At 44.3% G+C, this 20612-nt stretch carries 13 protein-coding genes, 3 tRNA genes, 3 rRNA genes and 1 pseudogene; 1 reads left to right on the forward strand and 19 read right to left on the reverse strand.

The window, feature by feature from the left end:
* The first annotated feature begins 503 nt into the window (after nucleotides 1-503).
* Nucleotides 504-842, forward strand: coding sequence for a uroporphyrinogen decarboxylase family protein (locus KNL20_RS08855; protein WP_230397421.1), 339 nt, complete (start codon nucleotides 504-506; stop codon nucleotides 840-842).
* 114 nt (nucleotides 843-956) lie between these two features.
* Here the strand turns inward: KNL20_RS08855 and KNL20_RS08860 are convergent.
* The 19 genes and pseudogenes from KNL20_RS08860 to KNL20_RS08950 all read right to left on the reverse strand — a co-directional run bounded on the left by KNL20_RS08860 (nucleotide 957) and on the right by KNL20_RS08950 (nucleotide 20579).
* Nucleotides 957-1027, reverse strand: a tRNA-Trp gene (locus KNL20_RS08860).
* 178 nt (nucleotides 1028-1205) lie between these two features.
* A 23S ribosomal RNA gene (locus KNL20_RS08865) occupies nucleotides 1206-4102 on the reverse strand.
* Between the two features lie 239 nt (nucleotides 4103-4341).
* A tRNA-Ala gene (locus KNL20_RS08870) sits at nucleotides 4342-4414 on the reverse strand.
* A gap of 128 nt (nucleotides 4415-4542) precedes the next feature.
* Nucleotides 4543-4616, reverse strand: a tRNA-Ile gene (locus KNL20_RS08875).
* A 161-nt stretch (nucleotides 4617-4777) separates the two neighbouring features.
* Nucleotides 4778-4895, reverse strand: a 5S ribosomal RNA gene (gene rrf, locus KNL20_RS08880).
* Nucleotides 4896-5002: 107 nt separating this feature from the next.
* Nucleotides 5003-6531: ribosomal RNA gene (locus tag KNL20_RS08885) — 16S ribosomal RNA — on the reverse strand.
* The 16S, 23S and 5S rRNA genes sit together here with 3 tRNA genes alongside, the layout of an rRNA operon.
* Before the next feature lie 383 nt (nucleotides 6532-6914).
* On the reverse strand, nucleotides 6915-8288 hold the full coding sequence (radA, locus tag KNL20_RS08890; RefSeq protein ID WP_230397422.1) for a DNA repair protein RadA: 1374 nt from the start codon (nucleotides 8286-8288) through the stop codon (nucleotides 6915-6917).
* 116 nt (nucleotides 8289-8404) lie between these two features.
* Nucleotides 8405-8818 (reverse strand): endosialidase, encoded by a 414-nt coding sequence (locus tag KNL20_RS08895; protein WP_230397423.1) that lies wholly within the window; start codon nucleotides 8816-8818, stop codon nucleotides 8405-8407.
* A 193-nt stretch (nucleotides 8819-9011) separates the two neighbouring features.
* The gene (nadC, locus tag KNL20_RS08900; protein ID WP_230397424.1) at nucleotides 9012-9863 is read right to left on the reverse strand and encodes a carboxylating nicotinate-nucleotide diphosphorylase; all 852 of its coding nucleotides are present in this window, start codon (nucleotides 9861-9863) and stop codon (nucleotides 9012-9014) included.
* A complete protein-coding gene (locus KNL20_RS08905; protein ID WP_230397425.1) occupies nucleotides 9829-11160 on the reverse strand; it encodes an L-aspartate oxidase in 1332 nt (443 codons plus the stop codon). The genes nadC and KNL20_RS08905 overlap by 35 nt, the downstream gene beginning before the upstream one ends.
* Nucleotides 11161-11175: 15 nt before the next feature.
* Nucleotides 11176-12117 (reverse strand): quinolinate synthase NadA, encoded by a 942-nt coding sequence (gene nadA, locus KNL20_RS08910; RefSeq protein ID WP_230397426.1) that lies wholly within the window; start codon nucleotides 12115-12117, stop codon nucleotides 11176-11178.
* A 216-nt stretch (nucleotides 12118-12333) separates the two neighbouring features.
* Nucleotides 12334-14808 carry an ATP-dependent Clp protease ATP-binding subunit gene (locus tag KNL20_RS08915; protein ID WP_230397427.1) on the reverse strand — a complete coding sequence of 825 codons (2475 nt, stop codon included), beginning with the start codon at nucleotides 14806-14808 and terminating at the stop codon, nucleotides 12334-12336.
* A 4-nt stretch (nucleotides 14809-14812) separates the two neighbouring features.
* Nucleotides 14813-15208: a GntR family transcriptional regulator gene (locus KNL20_RS08920; RefSeq protein ID WP_230397428.1), complete on the reverse strand. Its 396-nt coding sequence runs from the start codon at nucleotides 15206-15208 to the stop codon at nucleotides 14813-14815.
* Between the two features lie 27 nt (nucleotides 15209-15235).
* Entirely contained in the window at nucleotides 15236-16000 is a 765-nt protein-coding gene (locus KNL20_RS08925; RefSeq protein WP_230397429.1) for a type III pantothenate kinase, read from the reverse strand.
* 37 nt (nucleotides 16001-16037) lie between these two features.
* Nucleotides 16038-16711 (reverse strand): annotated as a pseudogene (locus KNL20_RS08930) (ECF transporter S component).
* 75 nt (nucleotides 16712-16786) lie between these two features.
* On the reverse strand, nucleotides 16787-17989 hold the full coding sequence (gene coaBC, locus KNL20_RS08935; RefSeq protein WP_230397430.1) for a bifunctional phosphopantothenoylcysteine decarboxylase/phosphopantothenate--cysteine ligase CoaBC: 1203 nt from the start codon (nucleotides 17987-17989) through the stop codon (nucleotides 16787-16789).
* A gap of 130 nt (nucleotides 17990-18119) precedes the next feature.
* On the reverse strand, nucleotides 18120-18620 hold the full coding sequence (locus KNL20_RS08940; protein WP_230397431.1) for an SEC-C metal-binding domain-containing protein: 501 nt from the start codon (nucleotides 18618-18620) through the stop codon (nucleotides 18120-18122).
* 144 nt (nucleotides 18621-18764) lie between these two features.
* Complete coding sequence (locus KNL20_RS08945) at nucleotides 18765-19223, reverse strand: Lrp/AsnC family transcriptional regulator (protein WP_230397432.1); 459 nt, start codon at nucleotides 19221-19223, stop codon at nucleotides 18765-18767.
* 24 nt (nucleotides 19224-19247) lie between these two features.
* Nucleotides 19248-20579 (reverse strand): hemolysin family protein, encoded by a 1332-nt coding sequence (locus tag KNL20_RS08950; protein WP_230397433.1) that lies wholly within the window; start codon nucleotides 20577-20579, stop codon nucleotides 19248-19250.
* Nucleotides 20580-20612: the final 33 nt, after the last annotated feature.

The following is a 20612-nucleotide window of genomic DNA, read 5'->3' on the forward strand; positions in this document are numbered from 1 at the left end:
GGCCATGACAGTCATCGTGTTTCTTAAGTATAACAAGAAACGGCAAGGATTTCAATTGACTATTTTCAGCTTCCCGGAAATCATGTTCAGTTATAAGTATCGGGAATTGAGACTGAATCGTCTTAGATTTTATACATTCCAGATGTTTAAACATTACCATTTTTACAAAGAAGAGTCATGCAAAATCCAGCACAAAAAAACATTGCTAAAATTGTAGTGATAATTTGTATTATTAGTACAAATAAATACTTAAAATTTGAAAAATCAATTGTATCTTCATACTGTTTTATATACACAAATGAGATAATATAATGTAATTATAATTTGATTATTTTGTTGTTGATTACAGCAATTGTTCATGCTTAAAATGGAGGTGATAATATAATGTCAGTTTTTCAAACCTAATTCAGCAAGATAGAATCTCATAGTGAATGAAAAATGCCAATCCTTTGAAATGAAGCTGATAATTCTGATCATTCATTTGTACAATCATTGACGCAGGTATGGTTCCCTATATTTATACAGAAGGAAAATACAATACACGTCTTGAATGCTTAAAAGAGGTCCCAAAAGGAAAGGTTATCTATCATTTTGAGGATGTGGATATGATTCAGGCAAAGAAAATTCTTGGTGATTCCGCTTGTATTGCTTGGGGATTTCCGGTATATCTTCTCGATTATGGCACGAAGAAAGAGGGCATTGATAAGGTAAAGCGTTTAATTGATGGTTGCAGTGGAGGCGGCGGATTTATTTTTGAAACCTCGTGTGGCATGGATTATGCAAAACCGGAAAATGTAGAGGCGATGATAGAGACAGTAAAAGAATATGGAAAAAATAATTAGATGGTTAAAAGAATAATAGACATATTTCTGAAATCATTATAACATTAAATGAAAATTCTAATAAATAAAGTCCAAAAATGTTAAATATTCAACATTTTTGGACTTTATAGGTAACAGGGGATGAGGGAATCGAACCCCCACTAAAAGTTTTGGAGACTTCTGTCATACCACTTGACCAATCCCCTACAGTATGTACCTTCAAAACCGCATACAGATTATCACATCTTTTCCACCTTTTGTAAACACCGGACCTCACTTAATGATTGCTTTGCCGCTTCTTCAGTTCCGGCTCAACGTCTGTCTCGCCTGTCTGATTTAGCTGGCTGAATCCTGGTGCGTCTGCGACTTGCATCCATCAAGTGCTTAGGTCAAGCCCTCGACCGATTAGTAACAGTCAGCTCCATACATTGCTGTACTTCCACCTCTGCCCTATCTACCTCGTCGTCTTCAAGGGGTCTTACTTCTTTCGAATGGGATATCTCATCTTGAGGGGGGCTTCACGCTTAGATGCCTTCAGCGTTTATCCCTTCCCGGCTTGGCTACTCTGCCATGAGCCTGGCGGCTCAACAGATACACCAGCGGCCGGTCCATCCCGGTCCTCTCGTACTAAGGACAGCTCCTCTCAGATATCCTGCGCCCACGCCGGATAGGGACCGAACTGTCTCACGACGTTCTGAACCCAGCTCGCGTACCGCTTTAATGGGCGAACAGCCCAACCCTTGGGACCTACTACAGCCCCAGGATGCGATGAGCCGACATCGAGGTGCCAAACCACTCCGTCGATGTGAACTCTTGGGAGTGATAAGCCTGTTATCCCCAGGGTAGCTTTTATCCGTTGAGCGATGGCAATCCCACTTTATACCACCGGATCACTAAGTCCTACTTTCGTACCTGCTCCACCCGTCGGTGTCGCAGTCAAGCTCCCTTCTGCCTTTGCGCTCTTCGAATGGTTTCCGACCATTCTGAGGGAACCTTTGAGCGCCTCCGATACTCTTTCGGAGGCGACCGCCCCAGTCAAACTCCCCGTCTGGCATTGTCCCATGACCGGTTCACGGCCTCTGGTTAGAAACCCAGCACTGCAGGGGTGGTATCCCAACATTGGCTCCAAAAGGACTGGCGTCCTTCTTTCTCTGCCTCCCACCTATCCTGTACATGCAATACCGGATCCCAGTACCAAACTGGAGTAAAGCTCCATGGGGTCTTTCCGTCCTGGCGCAGGTAACCAGCATCTTCACTGGTACTTCAATTTCACCGGATGCATTGTTGAGACAGCGCTCAAATCATTACGCCTTTCGTGCGGGTCGGAACTTACCCGACAAGGAATTTCGCTACCTTAGGACCGTTATAGTTACGGCCGCCGTTTACTGGGGCTTAAATTCAAAGCTTCGCCTTGCGGCTTACCTCTCCTCTTAACCTTCCAGCACCGGGCAGGCGTCAGCCCATATACTTCACCTTTCGGTTTCGCATAGACCTGTGTTTTTGCTAAACAGTTGCTTGAGCCTATTCTCTGCGGCCTGTATCTCTACAGGCACCCCTTCTCCCGAAGTTACGGGGTCATTTTGCCGAGTTCCTTAACAATGCTTCTTCCGCCGGCCTTAGGATTCTCTCCTCATCCACCTGTGTCGGTTTACGGTACGGGTACAATAAGAACAATAGCGGCTTTTCTTGATACATGGCTCACACGCTTCCCTACTTTGATTCGGTCTGCTTCACGTCTTCAGATCGTCCTGCGGATTTGCCTACAGGACTCCTACCCCGCTTGCACGCAGCTTTCCATTCTGCGCCCGTGCTTTCCACATATGTCCCCACAGTTCTGTCTTACTGCAGTGCAGGAATCTCCACCTGCTGTCCATCGGCTACGACTCTCGTCCTCGCCTTAGGCCCCGACTTACCCAGAGCAGATCAGCTTTACTCTGGAAACCTTGGATATTCGGCCGAGAGGATTCTCACCTCTCTCTCGCTACTCATTCCGGCATTCTCTCTTCCTGACGCTCCACAGCCCCTTCCGGTACTGCTTCTTTGCATCAGCAATGCTCCTCTACCAATGACTCTACAGTCATTCCTGAGCTTCGGTGTCGTGTTTCAGCCCCGGACATTTTCGGCGCAGGACCTCTCGACCAGTGAGCTATTACGCACTCTTTGAATGTGTGGCTGCTTCTGAGCCAACATCCTGGTTGTCTTTGAAATCCCACATCCTTTTCCACTTAACACGCACTTTGGGACCTTAGCTGCAGGTCTGGGCTCTTTCCCTTTTGACCATCCAACTTATCTCGTATGGTCTGACTCCCGTTCATCGGTTCCACGGCATTCGGAGTTTGATATCCCTTGGTAAGCTTTGACGCCCCCTTAGGAATTCAGTGCTCTACCTCCGTGTATCTAAAACGAGGCTAGCCCTAAAGCTATTTCGAGGAGAACCAGCTATCTCCGGGTTCGATTGGAATTTCTCCCCTACCCACACCTCATCGCCACCCTTTTCAACGGATGTGCGTTCGGTCCTCCATTGCCTTTTACGGCAGCTTCAACCTGGACATGGGTAGATCACCCGGTTTCGGGTCTGCGTATACTGACTATTCCGCCCTCTTAAGACTTGGTTTCCCTTCGGCTCCACATCTGAAATGCTTAACCTTGCCAGCATCCGCAACTCGCCGGACCGTTCTACAAAAAGTACGCGGTCGTGCACTTGAGGCACTTCCACAGTTTGTAAACACAGGGTTTCAGGTTCTCTTTCACTCCCCTCCCGGGGTCCTTTTCACCTTTCCTTCACAGTACTATGCGCTATCGGTCACTGAGGAGTATTTAGCCTTGGGGGGTGGTCCCCCCGACTTCCCACAAGGTTTCTCGTGTCTCGTGGTACTCTGGATCCTGCCGGCCTTTCCTTCCTTTCGCCTACGGGTCTTTTACCCTCTTTGGATGGCTTTCCCAAAACCATTCGGCTAGCTCAGAAAGTACCTTTTCGCAGTCCTTAACCCCATGGTGCACGCACCATGGTTTGGGCTCTTTCCCGTTCGCTCGCCGCTACTTGGAAAATCGAGTTTTCTTTCTTCTCCTCGGGGTACTTAGATGTTTCAGTTCCCCCGGTTCCCTTCCATACGTTATGGATTCGCGTATGGATGCATGAGGTCTGCTCATGCGGGTTTCCCCATTCGGATATCTCCGGATCAAAGGCTGTTTGCGCCTCCCCGGAGCTTTTCGCAGCTTACCGCGTCCTTCATCGGCTCTCAGTGCCAAGGCATCCACCCTGTGCTCTTACTGCTTGACCTTTTTAAAGTCCACCGCTCCGCTAGCGTGCGGATTGGTTCTTTGTGTTTACTGATTCATTTCTGATTCATTTATAAGCATCGATCGTTTGATCGTTCTTGCTTGGTTTGTAACATCAGCTACTTGCGTATCTGATGCCTCGGATGTCTTTTCTCTATCTTACGTTATTAACGCTTGGATATTGATTATATCTGTATGCGGTTTTCAAGGTACATAAATCCGGAAAGCTTTCTTTCCGGAATGGAGATAAAGAGATTCGAACTCTCGACCCCCTGCTTGCAAGGCAGGTGCTCTCCCAACTGAGCTATATCCCCAAAAAATCTTTTTTTATTTTATTCGAAAATGGTAACTTCACTCAACTAAGTTCAACTTCGTTTCACTAAGGTTCGTGAAGAACTTTCTCACTAAACTCACCCTCCGGGTTCGTTAAGTGTTCAATGTCTGGGCTTAAGTGGACTCGAACCACCGACCTCACGCTTATCAGGCGTGCGCTCTAACCGGCTGAGCTATAAGCCCTCAATTATATTCAAGATATGCGCACAAAACTTGTCCTGACGGACTCATTAAGTTGCTTTCAAGGGGTGTGTTCGTTCAACTAAACTCGCTATGCTCGTTAAGGTTCACGAACTACTTCGCACTAAATTCGTCCTAGCGGACTCATTAAGTTGCTTTCAGTAAGCTGGCAGCCACCTGCTCTCCCACACCGTCTCCAGTGCAGTACCATCGGCCGCTTTGGTCTTAACCATCGTGTTCGGGATGGGTACGGGTGTCTCCCCAAAACGCATCGCCACCAGCAGTAGTTATTCAGTTTTGATACTTACAAGCCTATGGACTTTTTTTACTTCTTTCCCATTACTTGATAACTAAACAGCAAAACACATCTTCTACTTATTCTTCCTTAGAAAGGAGGTGATCCAGCCGCACCTTCCGATACGGCTACCTTGTTACGACTTCACCCCAGTTACCGGCTCCACCTTCGACTGCTCCCTCCTTACGGTTGGGTCACAGGCTTCGGGCATTTCCGACTCCCATGGTGTGACGGGCGGTGTGTACAAGACCCGGGAACGTATTCACCGCGGCATTCTGATCCGCGATTACTAGCGATTCCAGCTTCATGTAGTCGAGTTGCAGACTACAATCCGAACTGAGACGTTATTTTTGGGGTTTGCTTGGGGTCACCCCGTTGCTTCCCTTTGTTTACGCCATTGTAGCACGTGTGTAGCCCAAATCATAAGGGGCATGATGATTTGACGTCATCCCCACCTTCCTCCAGGTTATCCCTGGCAGTCTCCACAGAGTGCCCAGCTCTACCTGCTGGCTACTGAGGATAAGGGTTGCGCTCGTTGCGGGACTTAACCCAACATCTCACGACACGAGCTGACGACAACCATGCACCACCTGTCTCCCCTGTCCCGAAAGACTGTACCCGTTACGGTACATGCAGGGGGATGTCAAGACTTGGTAAGGTTCTTCGCGTTGCTTCGAATTAAACCACATGCTCCACCGCTTGTGCGGGTCCCCGTCAATTCCTTTGAGTTTCATTCTTGCGAACGTACTCCCCAGGTGGAATGCTTAATGCGTTTGCGGCGGCACCGGGAAGCTTTGCTTCCCGACACCTAGCATTCATCGTTTACGGCGTGGACTACCAGGGTATCTAATCCTGTTTGCTACCCACGCTTTCGAGCCTCAACGTCAGTTACCGTCCAGTAAGCCGCCTTCGCCACTGGTGTTCCTCCTAATATCTACGCATTTCACCGCTACACTAGGAATTCCGCTTACCCCTCCGGTACTCGAGCTGCACAGTTTCCAAAGCAGTCCCGGGGTTGAGCCCCGGGCTTTCACTTCAGACTTGCACAGCCGTCTACGCTCCCTTTACACCCAGTAAATCCGGATAACGCTTGCCCCCTACGTATTACCGCGGCTGCTGGCACGTAGTTAGCCGGGGCTTCTTAGTCAGGTACCGTCATTTTCTTCCCTGCTGATAGAGCTTTACATACCGAAATACTTCTTCGCTCACGCGGCGTCGCTGCATCAGGCTTTCGCCCATTGTGCAATATTCCCCACTGCTGCCTCCCGTAGGAGTTTGGGCCGTGTCTCAGTCCCAATGTGGCCGGTCGCCCTCTCAGGCCGGCTATGGATCGTCGCTTTGGTAGGCCGTTACCCTGCCAACTGGCTAATCCAACGCGGGTCCATCCCATACCACCGGAGTTTTTCACACGGCATCATGCGATGCTGTGCGCTTATGCGGTATTAGCAGCCGTTTCCGGCTGTTATCCCCCGGTATGGGGCAGGTTCCCCACGCGTTACTCACCCGTCCGCCGCTAAGGTCCTTCCTTCTTTCCGAAGAAGTCCAAAAAAACCTCCGCTCGACTTGCATGTGTTAAGCACGCCGCCAGCGTTCATCCTGAGCCAGGATCAAACTCTCTGATAAAATGTGCATCATCTTCCAAAAGAAAATGCTGCGAGTCTGTTCCAGTTCAAAATCAACTAACTAGCTAATTTATCCCTTTTACTGATTTAATAAGGATCTTTCGATCGTTCAAAACTAAAACTTTTAGAACTTTCGAGGATGTGTTTCACTGTTTAATTATCAAGGTTCTTCTGTGTTCCTGTCTCAGCAGCAACTTGATTATCTTATCATGCAGCATGCTGTTTTGTCAAGAACTTTTTTAAGTTTGTATATTACTACAAGCTTGCTTACTTAAAGCCTATTTAGAATACCATAGCTCCAAGGCCTTGTCAACAATATTATTTTAATTTCTTCCCTTTTCGTTATCTTTTTTAAAATTCGACATTTTGGAAGACTCCTATTTATCAGGCCGGCTCCATGATCGCCCGGATTGCATCATTAATATTGTTCACGGGTATCATCTTTATTCCTCTGATTTTCTCTACAGATCTGATACTGACTGCGGGTAGGATTACGGTTTCAAAGCCAAGCTTTTTGACTTCTGTCACCCTCTGTTCCACCATACTCACCGCTCTCACCTCTCCGCTTAATCCAACCTCTCCGAATGCAACTGTTTTATCATTGATTACAATATCCCGATAACTGGATACCACCGCAAGTAAAATCCCGAGATCTATGGCCGGTTCATTCATCCTTATTCCACCCGCAATATTTACATATGCATCACTTGCCGCCAGATTGAAGCGTGCTCTTTTTTCAAGCACTGCCATTAGAAGATTCACGCGGTTAAAGTCGGTTCCGGCTGCCGTTCTTCTCGGAATCCCAAAATTACTGGGGCAGACCAATGCCTGTATTTCTATTAAAATAGGACGTGTTCCTTCCATAGAACAGGCTACAATAGAACCGGCCGCTCCCTCCGGCTTTCCCTCCAGCATAAATTCCGATGGATTTCGCACCTCCCTTAGCCCTTCTTGTCTCATCTCAAATACTCCGATTTCATTTGTGGATCCAAATCTGTTTTTAACGCCTCTGAGTATTCTATAAGATGCATGCCTATCGCCTTCGAAGTATAAAACTGTATCCACCATATGTTCTAAAACTCTGGGGCCGGCAACATTACCGTCTTTTGTTACATGTCCAACGATAAATATAGAGACATCCATCCCTTTGGCTATCTGCATTAATACACTCGTGGATTCCCTGACCTGGGAAACACTGCCGGGTGCAGAACTCACTTCTTCATTAAACATAGTCTGAATGGAATCTATTACTACCACATCCGGCTTTTCCTGCTTAATTACTTCATGTATCAATCCCAGATTTGTTTCACATAGAAGGCGGAGTTTTTCATTGAATTCTCCAATTCTGACTGCACGCAGCTTGATTTGCCGCAAGGATTCCTCTCCTGATATATATATGACACTTCTGCCATCAAGAGCAAGCTGCCTGCAAACCTGAAGTAGCAGCGTGGATTTTCCAATTCCGGGATCTCCTCCAACTAAAGTCAATGAACCCGGTACTATACCTCCCCCCAAAACCCTGTCTAATTCTTCAATTTTTGTGGACATTCTTGTTTCCTGAGTCATATCAATCTGTGAAAGACTTAAAGGCTTTGTTTCCGTGTATGCTTTACGCAGTCCTGCCGCTGCCTTTTTATTATCCACAAATTCTTCTACAAATGTATTCCATTCCTTACATCCTGGGCATTGTCCCATCCATTTTCCAGACTCATATCCACAGTTTTGACAGAAAAATATTGACTTTGCACTTTTTGCCACTTTATCACCTCTAAAATTTAAGTATATGAAAGATAAAAGTTATTGGACACGGAATGAACAGTAACAGATAAAACCCCGGGCAGCTGCTCCGGGGCTTTATGTATAGGTGCTAATTATTACACTCTCAGGATCTGCACTTTAACCTGCTCAGCCTGTTCCAGTTCAACACTGAAAGAAAGTTTTCCTCCAAGATTCGTGGTCATATTTCCCACATTCACATCATCCAAGATAACTTTATATTCTGTATCCTCTTCCATTCCCAATGTGATCTGGACATCTTCTGCACCTTCCACGGTGAAACTGACTCCATCACTCAGAAATTTCATGCCTGTAACCGCTGTTCCGGGAACGGATTCATATACAAACATTCCATTGCGCTCCAGCTTTGTAATCTCTTTGAAGGTCTTTACCTTATACAAGTCTCCCTCATACTCATAATCGGATAGCTTTGACTTCTTATCCAATTCATAGTTTCCAAAGCTGATTCCGCCATCTGCTTCTGTTCGGATTAATTCTTTACTATCTGACATTGAAAATGCCCTCCTGACTCCTATCATTTTATCAATGACCATCTTATCTTTTGCTATCGTTTTCAACGCTTTCTAAAGATAGTACTATTATATAATATTCCGCTCAATTTTTCCAGTGAATAATTTATTTTTTCCACTATCTCCATGCGGTCCGGAACAATGTGGTCAAGCTTATGGATGAATAGTAGCAGTTTTATACTGTATGCAGATTCTTCAGTGAAACATCTAAAATGGGAGCAGAATGTGTCAGGGCTCCGCTGGAAACATAATCCACGCCGATGTCCCGGATCATCTGAACATTTTCCCGGGTGATATTACCGGAGCATTCTGTTTTCGCATGTCCTGCCGTTATTGCTACAGCTTTTTTCATCATGTCAGGGGACATGTTATCCAACATAATAATATCTGCACCTGCGTCCAGTGCTTCCTGAAGCATCTCGAGATTTTCTACTTCGACTTCAATTTTCCTGACAAATGGCGCGTATTCTTTTGCCATCTCTATCGCTTTTCTAACGCCTCCAGCCGCTCCGATATGGTTATCTTTAATTAGTATCCCATCCGAAAGATTATAACGGTGGTTATATCCTCCCCCGACCTTTACCGCATACTTCTCGAAAATTCTCATATTGGGAGTTGTCTTTCTCGTATCAAGCAGTTTTGTGTTTGATCCATTTAGCAGTTCAGATACCATTCTTGTATAGGATGCTATCCCGCTCATCCTCTGCAGATAGTTCAAAGCAGTTCGTTCACCCGAAAGCATGGCTGCCATATCTCCCGTGACCTCGGCAAGGAGCTGGCCTTTTTTTACCATGTCTCCGTCCATTACGTATTTATCGACCTTTATTTCTTCATCCAGTAATTCGAACACCCGCTCAAATACGTCCAGACCCGCGATGACACCTTCTTCTTTACAAATTAACTGAGCTGATCCTGTCCGCGGTTCTCTCATGATAGAATTGGTTGTCACATCCTCGCTTGATATGTCCTCCTGAAGCGCCATCCGTAATAAGTTATCCACATTTAATTTCTTTGTGACTGCATTCATGCCTCTTTTCCTCCCCGATTGCTTTCCAAATACTTTTTTTACATTTTTCCTCATATTTTTTCATGTCTTTATACGCATCCAAGTCAATATGATAAATTCTTTCCAAATCATTTGCATCCCGGAGTCTCATTACCGGTCTGTCCTGTTGACTAAGAATATATTTTGCAGCACGTTTTGCGAATACCAGACTTTCCAACAGCGAATTGCTAGCCAGACGGTTGGCACCGTGAACCCCGTTACAGCTTGTTTCTCCAACTGCATATAGATGCTTCATTGTGGTCTGACTGTTTAAATCCACCTGTACTCCACCCATGAAATAATGCTGAGAAGGCACAACCGGAATACACTCTTTTGTGATGTCATACCCTTCCTCCAGACAATGCTGATAGATATTCGGAAAACGTTTTCTTATATCCATATTCTGAATTGTTTTAAATGACAGCCATACATACTTACTTTCATCCTTCTTCATCTGGTCGAATATCGCATTTGAAACCACGTCTCTGGGTAAAAGTTCATCTACAAACCGTTCCATATTTCTATTATATAATGTTGCGCCCTCTCCACGTACAGACTCTGATATCAGAAAGCGTCTGCCTGTTTTTTTTGAGTATAATGTAGTTGGGTGGATTTGCACATAATCTATATTCTTAAGCGCAATCTGATGCTTCAGCGCAATTGCCAGTGCATCACCTGTTAGGTGTGGAAAGTTAGTAGAGTTCTCATAGATACCCCCGATTCCTCCACAGGCCCAGATGACATCTTTACATGTAACGGCTTCCAGATTCCCTTCCTCTGTTTCCATCAAAATTCCCTCACAGTGATTTTCTCTTGTCAGGATATCTCTCATAACTGTATGCGTCTTGATTGTTACATTATCCAGTTTAAGTACGGTATTTAATAGTTTTTTTGTAATTTCTTTTCCCGTCTCATCCTCATGGTACAAAATTCTGTTTGTGGAGTGCGCACCCTCTCTTGTAAATTTTAATTTCCCATCTTCCTGTTCAAATTCCACTCCGTATCCGATTAAATCCTGTATAATTTCCTGTGAAGAACGTATCATCACATCTACAGATTCCGGCGTATTCTCGTAATGACCTGCACGCATTGTGTCCTCATAGTAGGCCTCATAATCTTCCTCACTTTTTAGCATACAGATTCCGCCCTGTGCCAGAAAAGAGTCACTTTCCTCCAAATCTGCTTTTGTAATCATCAATATCTTTTGGTTATCCGGCAGATTTAGAGCAGCGAAACACCCTCCGACTCCAGTTCCTACGATAATGATATCATACTCCATCTTTCCTTTACTCCTTTACTTTTGACCGGCCATCGTAAGCATACGCTTCAAAGGTGCATATGCCTGTCTTCTAAAATCTTTTGACAAAACAACCTCAGGCTGTCCTTTTTCCATAGTCTCAATAACCTTGTCCACTGTAATTTTCTTCATATTTGGACAAATCTGAAGATTACCGGCAACATAAAAGCTCTTATCAGGGTTTCTTTTTTTCAATTCATGGAATACCCCCATCTCAGTGGCAACAACAAACTCCTTTGCCTCACTTGTAGTTGCATACTCGATAATTCCGGACGTACTGCCTACGTAATCAGCCAATTCAAGCACCTCACCCTTGCACTCAGGGTGAACTAAAATCTTGGCATCCGGACGAGACTTTTTTGCCTTTATAATATCATCACTGCTGATATTGCTATGGACATGACAGTAACCATCGTTCAATATGATTTGTTTTTCGGGAATCTGGGCGGCAACATATGCTCCCAAATGTACATCCGGAATAAAATATATATTTTTATTCGGCAGATTTTTCACAATCTTCACAGCATTGGAGGATGTTACGCAGACATCTGAATGTGCCTTAAGTTCTGTAGTAGAATTCACGTAACACACCACTGCTACATCCTCATATTGATTTCTGATTTCTTCTATATTTTCTACAGATGCCATATGGGCCATCGGACAGTCGGCATGAAGTTCCGGCAAAAGTACTTTCTTGTCCGGATTCAATATCTTTGCACTCTCTCCCATAAAAGCCACACCGCAAAGCACTATGGTCTGCTCTTTAACTTTTGTCGCAATTTCACTCAGGTAATAGGAGTCTCCAATATAGTCTGCTACATCCTGTACTTCATCAGGAACGTAATAATGGGCTAAAATTACCGCATCCTTTTGCTGCTTCAGTTCCCGAAGCTTTTCTAAGCTTTCTTTCATAATCTCCTCCATTTTTACATCTGTCATACCTGTTCCTTCCAGAACATTCTCTAACTTATTATAAGAAACCTGTACTGGCTACTCGCCATAGTATACCACTAAATTTTACATGTGACAAGACACTTAATATGGCTGCTATTCAGCCATGCATACAAAAAACCTGCCATCGGCAGCTTTCCTTGCATACTTTGGCATAAAAATAAGACTCTCACCTGCGAAGATGAGAGCCTTGTGGCTGTGACATTATTTATCTGTTGTCTTTTCTTTAACTGCCGCTTCTTTTATTGTTATTCCATTTTTCCCCGCTCCTATGCTTACAATACTTCCCTTTTTCACATGTCCCTGGAGAAGTTCCTCCGCAAGCGGATCTTCTATCTTATTCTGAATCGCACGTTTTAGTGGTCTCGCACCGTATTTATTATCAAAACTGCTGTCGATGAGATATTCTTTTGCTTTTTCGCTGACTCTTAATTCCATATTTAACTGTTCCCTGCAGCGATGGTTCAGATCCTTCAAGAGTATATTGACAATTTTCTTCATATTTTCTTTACCCAGTGCATGGAATACGATAATGTCATCAATGCGATTCAGAAATTCCGGTTTAAACATTCTCCGGACTTCCTCCATTACCTGCGCCTTCATATGCTCGTAATCCTTCTCATCATCGCTCTGCGTTCCAAATCCAAGCCTCTTAGGTTCGATAATAGATTGTGCGCCGGCATTGGAAGTCATAATAATACAGGTCTGTTTAAAGTCAACTTTCCTGCCTTGGGAATCTGTAATATGCCCATCATCCAACACCTGAAGCAAAATATTAAATACATCGGGATGAGCTTTTTCAATTTCATCTAACAGAATCACACTGTACGGATTACGACGTACTTTTTCCGATAACTGCCCACCTTCTTCATATCCCACATATCCCGGAGGAGAGCCAATCAGTTTCGATACACTGTGTTTTTCCATGTATTCAGACATATCAATTCGAATCATGGCCTGTTCTGTTCCGAATACAGCTTCAGCCAGAGCTTTTGACAGTTCAGTTTTACCTACGCCAGTTGGCCCCAGAAAGAGGAAAGAACCGATTGGGCGGTTTGGATCCTTCAATCCAATCCTGCCACGCTTTATTGCCTTCGCTACAGCGCTTACGGCCTGCTCCTGGCCAACAACTCTTTTATGAAGAATCTGTTCCAATCTGGCAAGGCGCTTACTCTCGCCCTCTTCCAGCTTCTGAACCGGTATCTTTGTCCAGCCGGAAACAACTTCTGCAATCTGTTCTTCCGTAACCTTCAACTTTTTATATTTGCGTCGTCTGTCAAACTTTTGTCTTGCTGCATCCAAAAACTGTGTCAGTTCCTCCTGATGCTCCTGCGATTCTCTTGCTTTGTCAAAATCACCGCCTTTTATTGCATCTTCCTTCTCATTAAGTATCTCTTTCAGCTGCTTTTCATATTCCAGAATTTCCTCAGGTACCCGATATCCTCCCAGTTGAACCTTGGAAGCTGCCTCATCGATCAGATCAATGGCTTTATCCGGCAGAAAACGGTCATTGATGTAACGAACGCTCATTTTTACAGCTGCGTCCAGTGCCTGATCATCAATCTCAACTCCATGGTGTTTTTCATAATATGGCCTCAGGCCTTTTAAAATATCTAAAGCTTGTTCCGATGTAGGTTCTTCCACCATAACAGGTTGAAATCTTCGTTCCAGTGCCGCGTCCTTTTCGATATACTTACGATATTCTTCAATCGTGGTCGCACCAATCAGCTGGATTTCACCACGGGACAAGGATGGCTTTAAGATGTTAGAGGCGTCCAAAGCACCTTCGGCACCACCTGCACCGATAATTGTATGAAGTTCGTCAATAAACAACAGGATATTGCTGTTTTCCATGACCTCCCTGACTACTTTCTTGATTCTCTCTTCAAGCTCTCCCCTGTACTTACTCCCCGCTACCATTCCAGACAGATCTAATACCACCACTCGCTTCTCTTTCATGCCATCTGGCACGAGTCCCCACACAATTCTTTGTGCCAAACCTTCAGCTATGGCTGTCTTTCCTACACCGGGTTCACCAATCAGGCAGGGATTATTCTTAGTCCGCCTGCTTAAAATCTGAATAATACGGTCAATTTCCTGCTCTCTTCCCACCACAGGATCCAGCTTTCCCTGTCTTGCCATCTGGCTTAAGTCCCTGCTATACTGATCCAGCGTTGGAGTTGCCGTGCCCTGACTTTCATGGGCATTCCTCGGCTTCAAGTCTTCTTTGCCTATGTTCTGTTCTTCACCCATGGCAAATAGAACTGCTGCATAGAGTTTTTGTATATTTATGCCCATAGTAAACAAAAGACGGGTGGCTACGCAGTCCGTTTCCTTTAACATGGCTATCAAAATGTGTTCTGTACCTACAGTATCACTGCCAAAATGAGCTGCTTCCCCTCTGGCATTTTCCAATATTTTCTCGGCCCTTGGCGTATAACCCGGTTGTGTTACCGATACAACTGCACCAGCAGGCGCTATTAAACTGTCAATCAAAGATAGCAGGCGGGCTTCCTGTATTCCGAATTCACTTAAGACCATCCCCGCAGTGCCTTGATTGGCTTTTACAAGACCTACCAGGATATGCTCGGTACCGATGTAGTTATGTTGACATTGTCTGGACATCCTGCCTGCCTGAATCAGTGCATTACGTGCCTGACCTGTAAATGCTTCCTTCATCTAATCATCCTCCCTTTCCTGTATCATCATAGTAACGATATATTTCATCCACCATCTGATGTACTTCCTCTCTGGAAATGTTCTTACAGACTGCCTCTGCCAGAATAATCTGTAAATCCCTCTGCAGCTCTTCCATTGCAAAAAGTTTATCTGTGTCAATCCTGATTACGGCTCCTTTTCTGCGGTCCAGAGATAACAATCCTTCCTGTCGCAGCAAACTATAGGCTTTGTTCACCGTATGCATGTTTATACCAATATCTCCAGCCAGCTGTCTGACGGAAGGCAGGGTATCCCCCTCCTGAAGCCTTGAAGTGGCTATTCCCAAAATAATCTGATTCCTCAGCTGAATATAGATTGCTTCATCACTGTTAAAGTCTATCTGAACTAATTCATATCTCATACTATTACACCCGGGCTTTTTATTGTATCATCTGTTTTTATCATAGATGATCTGCAGCCCCTTCATCAAAAGGTTATTATCCACAACAATTTTCTTCTTACATAAGGGCACAACAGATTCAGCAAGACCTCCCGTGGCCACTGTGGTGCACGATTCTCCCAGTTCTTCCTGTATTCTGTCAATTAGTCCGTCTAAGGCTGCTGCATTACCATATAATGCGCCACTTTTCATACAATCAATCGTATTGCTGCCTATCAGCTTTTTCGGTGGTTCAAAGCTGATCTGCTGCAGCTGTGCGGCATTGCTTACCAGGGAATCTGTTGCCGTTCGTATTCCAGGCATAATCATTCCACCTATATACCGCTTTTTACTATCCACAACGCTTACTGTTGTTGCTGTTCCCATATCAATGATAATCAGCGGAACAGGATGCTCTGCCATGGCCGCCACTGCATCAACGACCAGATCACTTCCCAGCTGAGCCGGCTGATCCATCATGATATTAAGCCCTGTCTTCAGTCCCGGGCCAACCACTTTGGGTGGTTTGCATATTAATTTTTCCGTGGCAGAACGCACCACCTCAGTAATCTGAGGCACAACCGAAGAAATAATTGCTCCCTCTACATCTCTTCCCCGAATACCATAGATCTCCAACACATTCTTTATACTGATTGCATATTCCAGTTCCGTCTTTTTCCGGTCAGTGGACATCCGCTCGATAAAGAAGACCTTTTCTCCTTCAATGCAACCCACAACCACATTTGTATTACCGATATCCATTACCAGCAGCATTACCTACAATGCCTCCTTCTAAAAGTATATTATGATATTACATTCCTAAATCTGCTCTGACTTTACGATTCATTAGTACTTTTCCAAGTGCAGCAGTCAATATTCCTGCCACTATAGCTTCTGGTACTCCATTCATAGCTATAATTGACAAGATAAAGCTGTATACGCCTTCTGCAGCCACATTATTTGCCGCCGCATATTGATCTCTAAAAAACAGGAAAACCAGGTTCATCACCAGTAATGTATTAGTAAGTGCCCCCGATACCCCGACAAAACAAGAGCCGGCAGATTATTACTTTTGTGGTTTTTGCTCACCTTCATCACTATTTTATGGACATACCAGGGAACAACCCCTGTCAGAATCCTGGGCACAAAACAGATAATAAGGCTGCCCACCCCTCCTTCAAAACCTGCAAGGTTATAAAATGGCGTGAACACAAAAGACGTTACGGTTGGATTAATTGTATTATTAATAAAACTGGTCAGACCAAAAATTCCTCCCAAAAAAGCACCTTTTTTCGGACCCAGAATTAAAGAAGCCAGAATTACCGGAACATGAATGATTGTGGCACGCGTGAAACCAAGAGGAATATACCCCAGAAATGGTGTGAAAGCCATTAGAATAATCAGCCCAGCGAATAGTGCGGTCTGAGCGACTCCTTTGGATTTGCTGTTAGAATTGTCATTTTTAATAATTGTTTGTTTTGTCATATCTTTTCTCCTTGTTATTATTCTCATATACGAGATACAATACAATCCGGCGGCAACGGAACAATCGCCCTTGCGCTAATTTACAGTCTGTTGCTTTTGCAGAATGGCATCTAAAATTTTGTCAGCCACATCATCTTTGGACATACAGGGAAACTCTGTCATACCTTCATCAGAGATCAGAGTCACCACATTCGTATCGGTTCCAAATCCTGCGCCCCTCACTTTCAGATTATTTGCCACAATCATATCCAGATTTTTCTTTCTCAATTTTGCAGCGGAATGCTCTACCATCTTTTCCGTCTCCATCGAGAAACCGCACAGAAACTGACCGGGCCTCTTGTGTTCCCCCAGATATTTCAGAATGTCTCTGGTTCCTGTCAGTTCTAAGGACATTTGGTCGTTGGATTTTTTAATCTTTTCATCGGTATACACAACGGGCTGATAATCTGCAACAGCTGCGGCTTTCACGATAATATCCTGATTTAAAAAGTTCTCTGTGACAGCCCGATACATGTCATCTGCCGTGACTACCGGAATCAATGCAACTCCTATCGGCTGCCTCAGATGTACCGGACCCGAAATTAATGTTACTTCCGCACCTCGAAGTGCCGCCATCCGTGCAATTGCATATCCCATCTTTCCTGTGGAGTGGTTGGTCAGATAGCGTACCGGATCGATTGGTTCCTGTGTTGGACCAGCCGTCACCATTATCCGCTTATCTGCCATATCTTTTTTTCTTGCAATGGAATACATCACATGTTCGAGAAGTACTTCAGGCTCAGGCAGCTTTCCGGCTCCAACATCTCCGCAAGCCAGATAACCGCTGCATGGTTCCACAATTTTATACCCATAATGCCTTAACCTTATGAGGTTATCCTGAAGGACAGGATTCTCGTACATCTTCGTATTCATGGCGGGTGATACTAAGATCTCACAGCTGCATGCCATCACTGTCGTAGTCAGCATATCATCTGCGATTCCTCCTGCCAGCTTTCCGATTATATTGGCTGTGGCCGGAGCTATCAAAACCAAATCAGCTTTTTTGGCCAGAGATACATGCTCCACACTAAATTCAAAATTACGGTCGAAGGTGTCCACCAGACACTTATGGCCGGTCAGTGTTTCAAACGTTATCGGATTGATAAAGTTTACCGCATTCTCTGTCATCAGTACATGTACTTCCGCATGCTGTTTCATCAGCATGCTTGCCAGACTTGCCGCCTTATAAGCCGCTATGGAGCCTGTCACTCCAAGAATCACTGTTTTTCCTTTGAGCATCAAATCTCCTTTCCATCTATAAGCTAAAAACCTTCAAACCCTGTGCTTATGGTTCACATCGGTTTGAAGGTATCGTGCACATCAGGGGATCGTACAACAGTTTCTTAAAGTTCTGCACTAACCGCCATTTCTATCTGCCACAACACTTTTTATATTTTTTACCACTGCCGCAAGGACAAGGATCATTTCTTCCAATCTTAGTCCCTTTTATAATTGTGCCGGATTTCTTCTGTTCGAGATAAAGCTCTTTTTTCTTCTCTTCTGTGAAAATACTGTCCCACATAGGAAGTTCATAAAGCCACTCCGCCTTGGCATCTACCATATTTTTATATAACAGCTCTTTGTCAAATCCCAGATTAACCTGAGTATTCTCATCCATCTCTTCAATAGGGTTCTGAACCTTCAGGCTGTCATTGATACCATCGAGGAATCCTACCATGGTCATCACATCGATTTCATACTTATCAGCCAACTCTTTTACAGTACCCCGTACCACTTCGTCCGGATTGACCAAAAGCTTTTCATAGATGCCTTTTTCAATCAGAAAGTAGTCTGTCCAAAATTTCTGTAACTGGTTTTTGTCCGTCTCCTGGGAGTAGGCCATGTCTCTCCAGCTCTGTAATAAACTCATATATTCTTACCGTCCTTTGATTCAAAATACTTATTGCTCTGGAATCTTCTGCCTATAAGGAGAATTCGTGCGCTAATAAGTCAGCAGATATAGTATATACGAATAGCTGTCAAATTGCAAGCATTCAAAAAGTATTTGATTTTATCAGTTATCCTGATGCGCTATGGGAATCCCTCTCCGCTCAACACTTGTAGAAAATACGATTTGTGTCTTTGTTCTGCCAAAATGCTGCAGCTGTCCGATAAAAAGATCCAATTCCTTCGTTGTCTTAAAATATACAGCCATCAACATGGAATAGTCTCCTGTAACACAGTCGCATTCTACAACATTCGGAACGCCCTCTATGTAGGGGTAAAATTCCTTCTTCTGATCCGGTTCCACCTGTAAATTAATAAACGCTTTAATCCGATAATCAAATACCTCCGGATTCACAGAAGCCATATATCCGGTTATCACACCATCCTTCTGAAGGCGCTCGATTCTGGCCGAAACAGTAGGGGAAGAAAGAGAAACCTTCTCTGCAATGGTTTTTACCGGAAGCCGTGCATCCTGCTGAAGTATATCTACAATCTGTCTGTCTGTTGCATCTAATTCATGCTTCATGGTAAGTCCTCTTCTTAATTAGAATTATTCCGGGTTCTCTTCCACCTGTTCCAGTTTTTGCACAACTGTGCTTTCTACGCGATGCTCTTTTACTTCAATCACCTTAATATGCAAATTCTCTGTCTCTAGTTCAAACTGAGTACCATCATCCGGAATAGAGCCCAGATTCCCAAAAATATATCCGCCAAAAGTATCATATTCCTCTATAGGAAGTTCTACCTGTAAAACCTCCTGTACATCATCTAAAACTGCGTAACCCTGGATTCTCCATATGTTATCGCCAATCTGTTCAATCTCTTCCGGGCGCTTTTCATCGTCCTCTTCCACAAGATCACCTACCAGTTGTTCAATCAGGTCTCTCAATGTGACGATACCTTCCATACCACCATACTCATCCAGAACAACTGCAAAATAATTGCCGCTTTTTTTCATGTTGCGAAATAAAAGATCCGCTTTAATATTCTCCGGTACAAAATAGGCAGGTCTGACAGCTTTTGCCATGATTTCTTCCCTGCTCATATCCTGTAGACGAAAGAAATCCTTTGCGTCCATAATACCCAGGATATCATCCACACCTTCGCCGCAGACAGGGAACAAGGAATGACGGCTCTCATGAATGGTCTTCTCCCACTCTTCTTTACTGCTTTCAGCCCAAAGCACTGCAACATCCGTACGATGTGTACAAATTTCCTCCAGAGAGATGTCATTAAACTCAAAGACATTCTGAATCATCTCTTTCTCGTCATAGTTTATCGTACCTTTTTCGCTTCCGGCAATTATCATCAAACGGATTTCATCCTCAGTGACTTCATCCTCTTCCTGGTTTGGGTCAATTCCTAGCAACCGCAAAACCCCATTTGTTGAAGCCGTTAAAAGCCATACCAGAGGTGCGAAAAATTTAGCGATCTGATTCAGAAAAGCCGCCATTCCAAGCGCTATCTTTTCTGAGTTCTTCATGGCGATTCTCTTAGGAACCAACTCACCGAAAACCAAAGTAAAGTAAGACAAAATCAAGGTAATCAGAAATACAGAAATAGTGTTCAGTGTCGCTGTTGGCAGTGGTACGTTCAACTTTGTAAACAAGCTGACCAGATGACCGGAAAAGTTATCAGCCGCATAAGCACTCCCCATAAATCCGGACAATGTAATCGCTACCTGGATTGTTGCCAGAAATCTTGACGGTGATGAGGTAAGTTTTACCAGATTTGTTGCTTTTTCATTACCGTCAGAAACCAACTTGGAAAGTTTGGTCTCATTCATAGAAACCACAGCAATCTCGGCACATGCAAATACTGCATTGAGTGCAATCAGAATAATCTGTAAGATAATAGGCGATAGCAAAGGGTCGCTGTCCAAAATAAATTCCTCCTAAATACATTATAATTTGAT

Origin of the sequence: Novisyntrophococcus fermenticellae, from assembly GCF_018866245.1 — a bacterium.
GTDB lineage: Bacteria > Bacillota > Clostridia > Lachnospirales > Lachnospiraceae > Novisyntrophococcus > Novisyntrophococcus fermenticellae.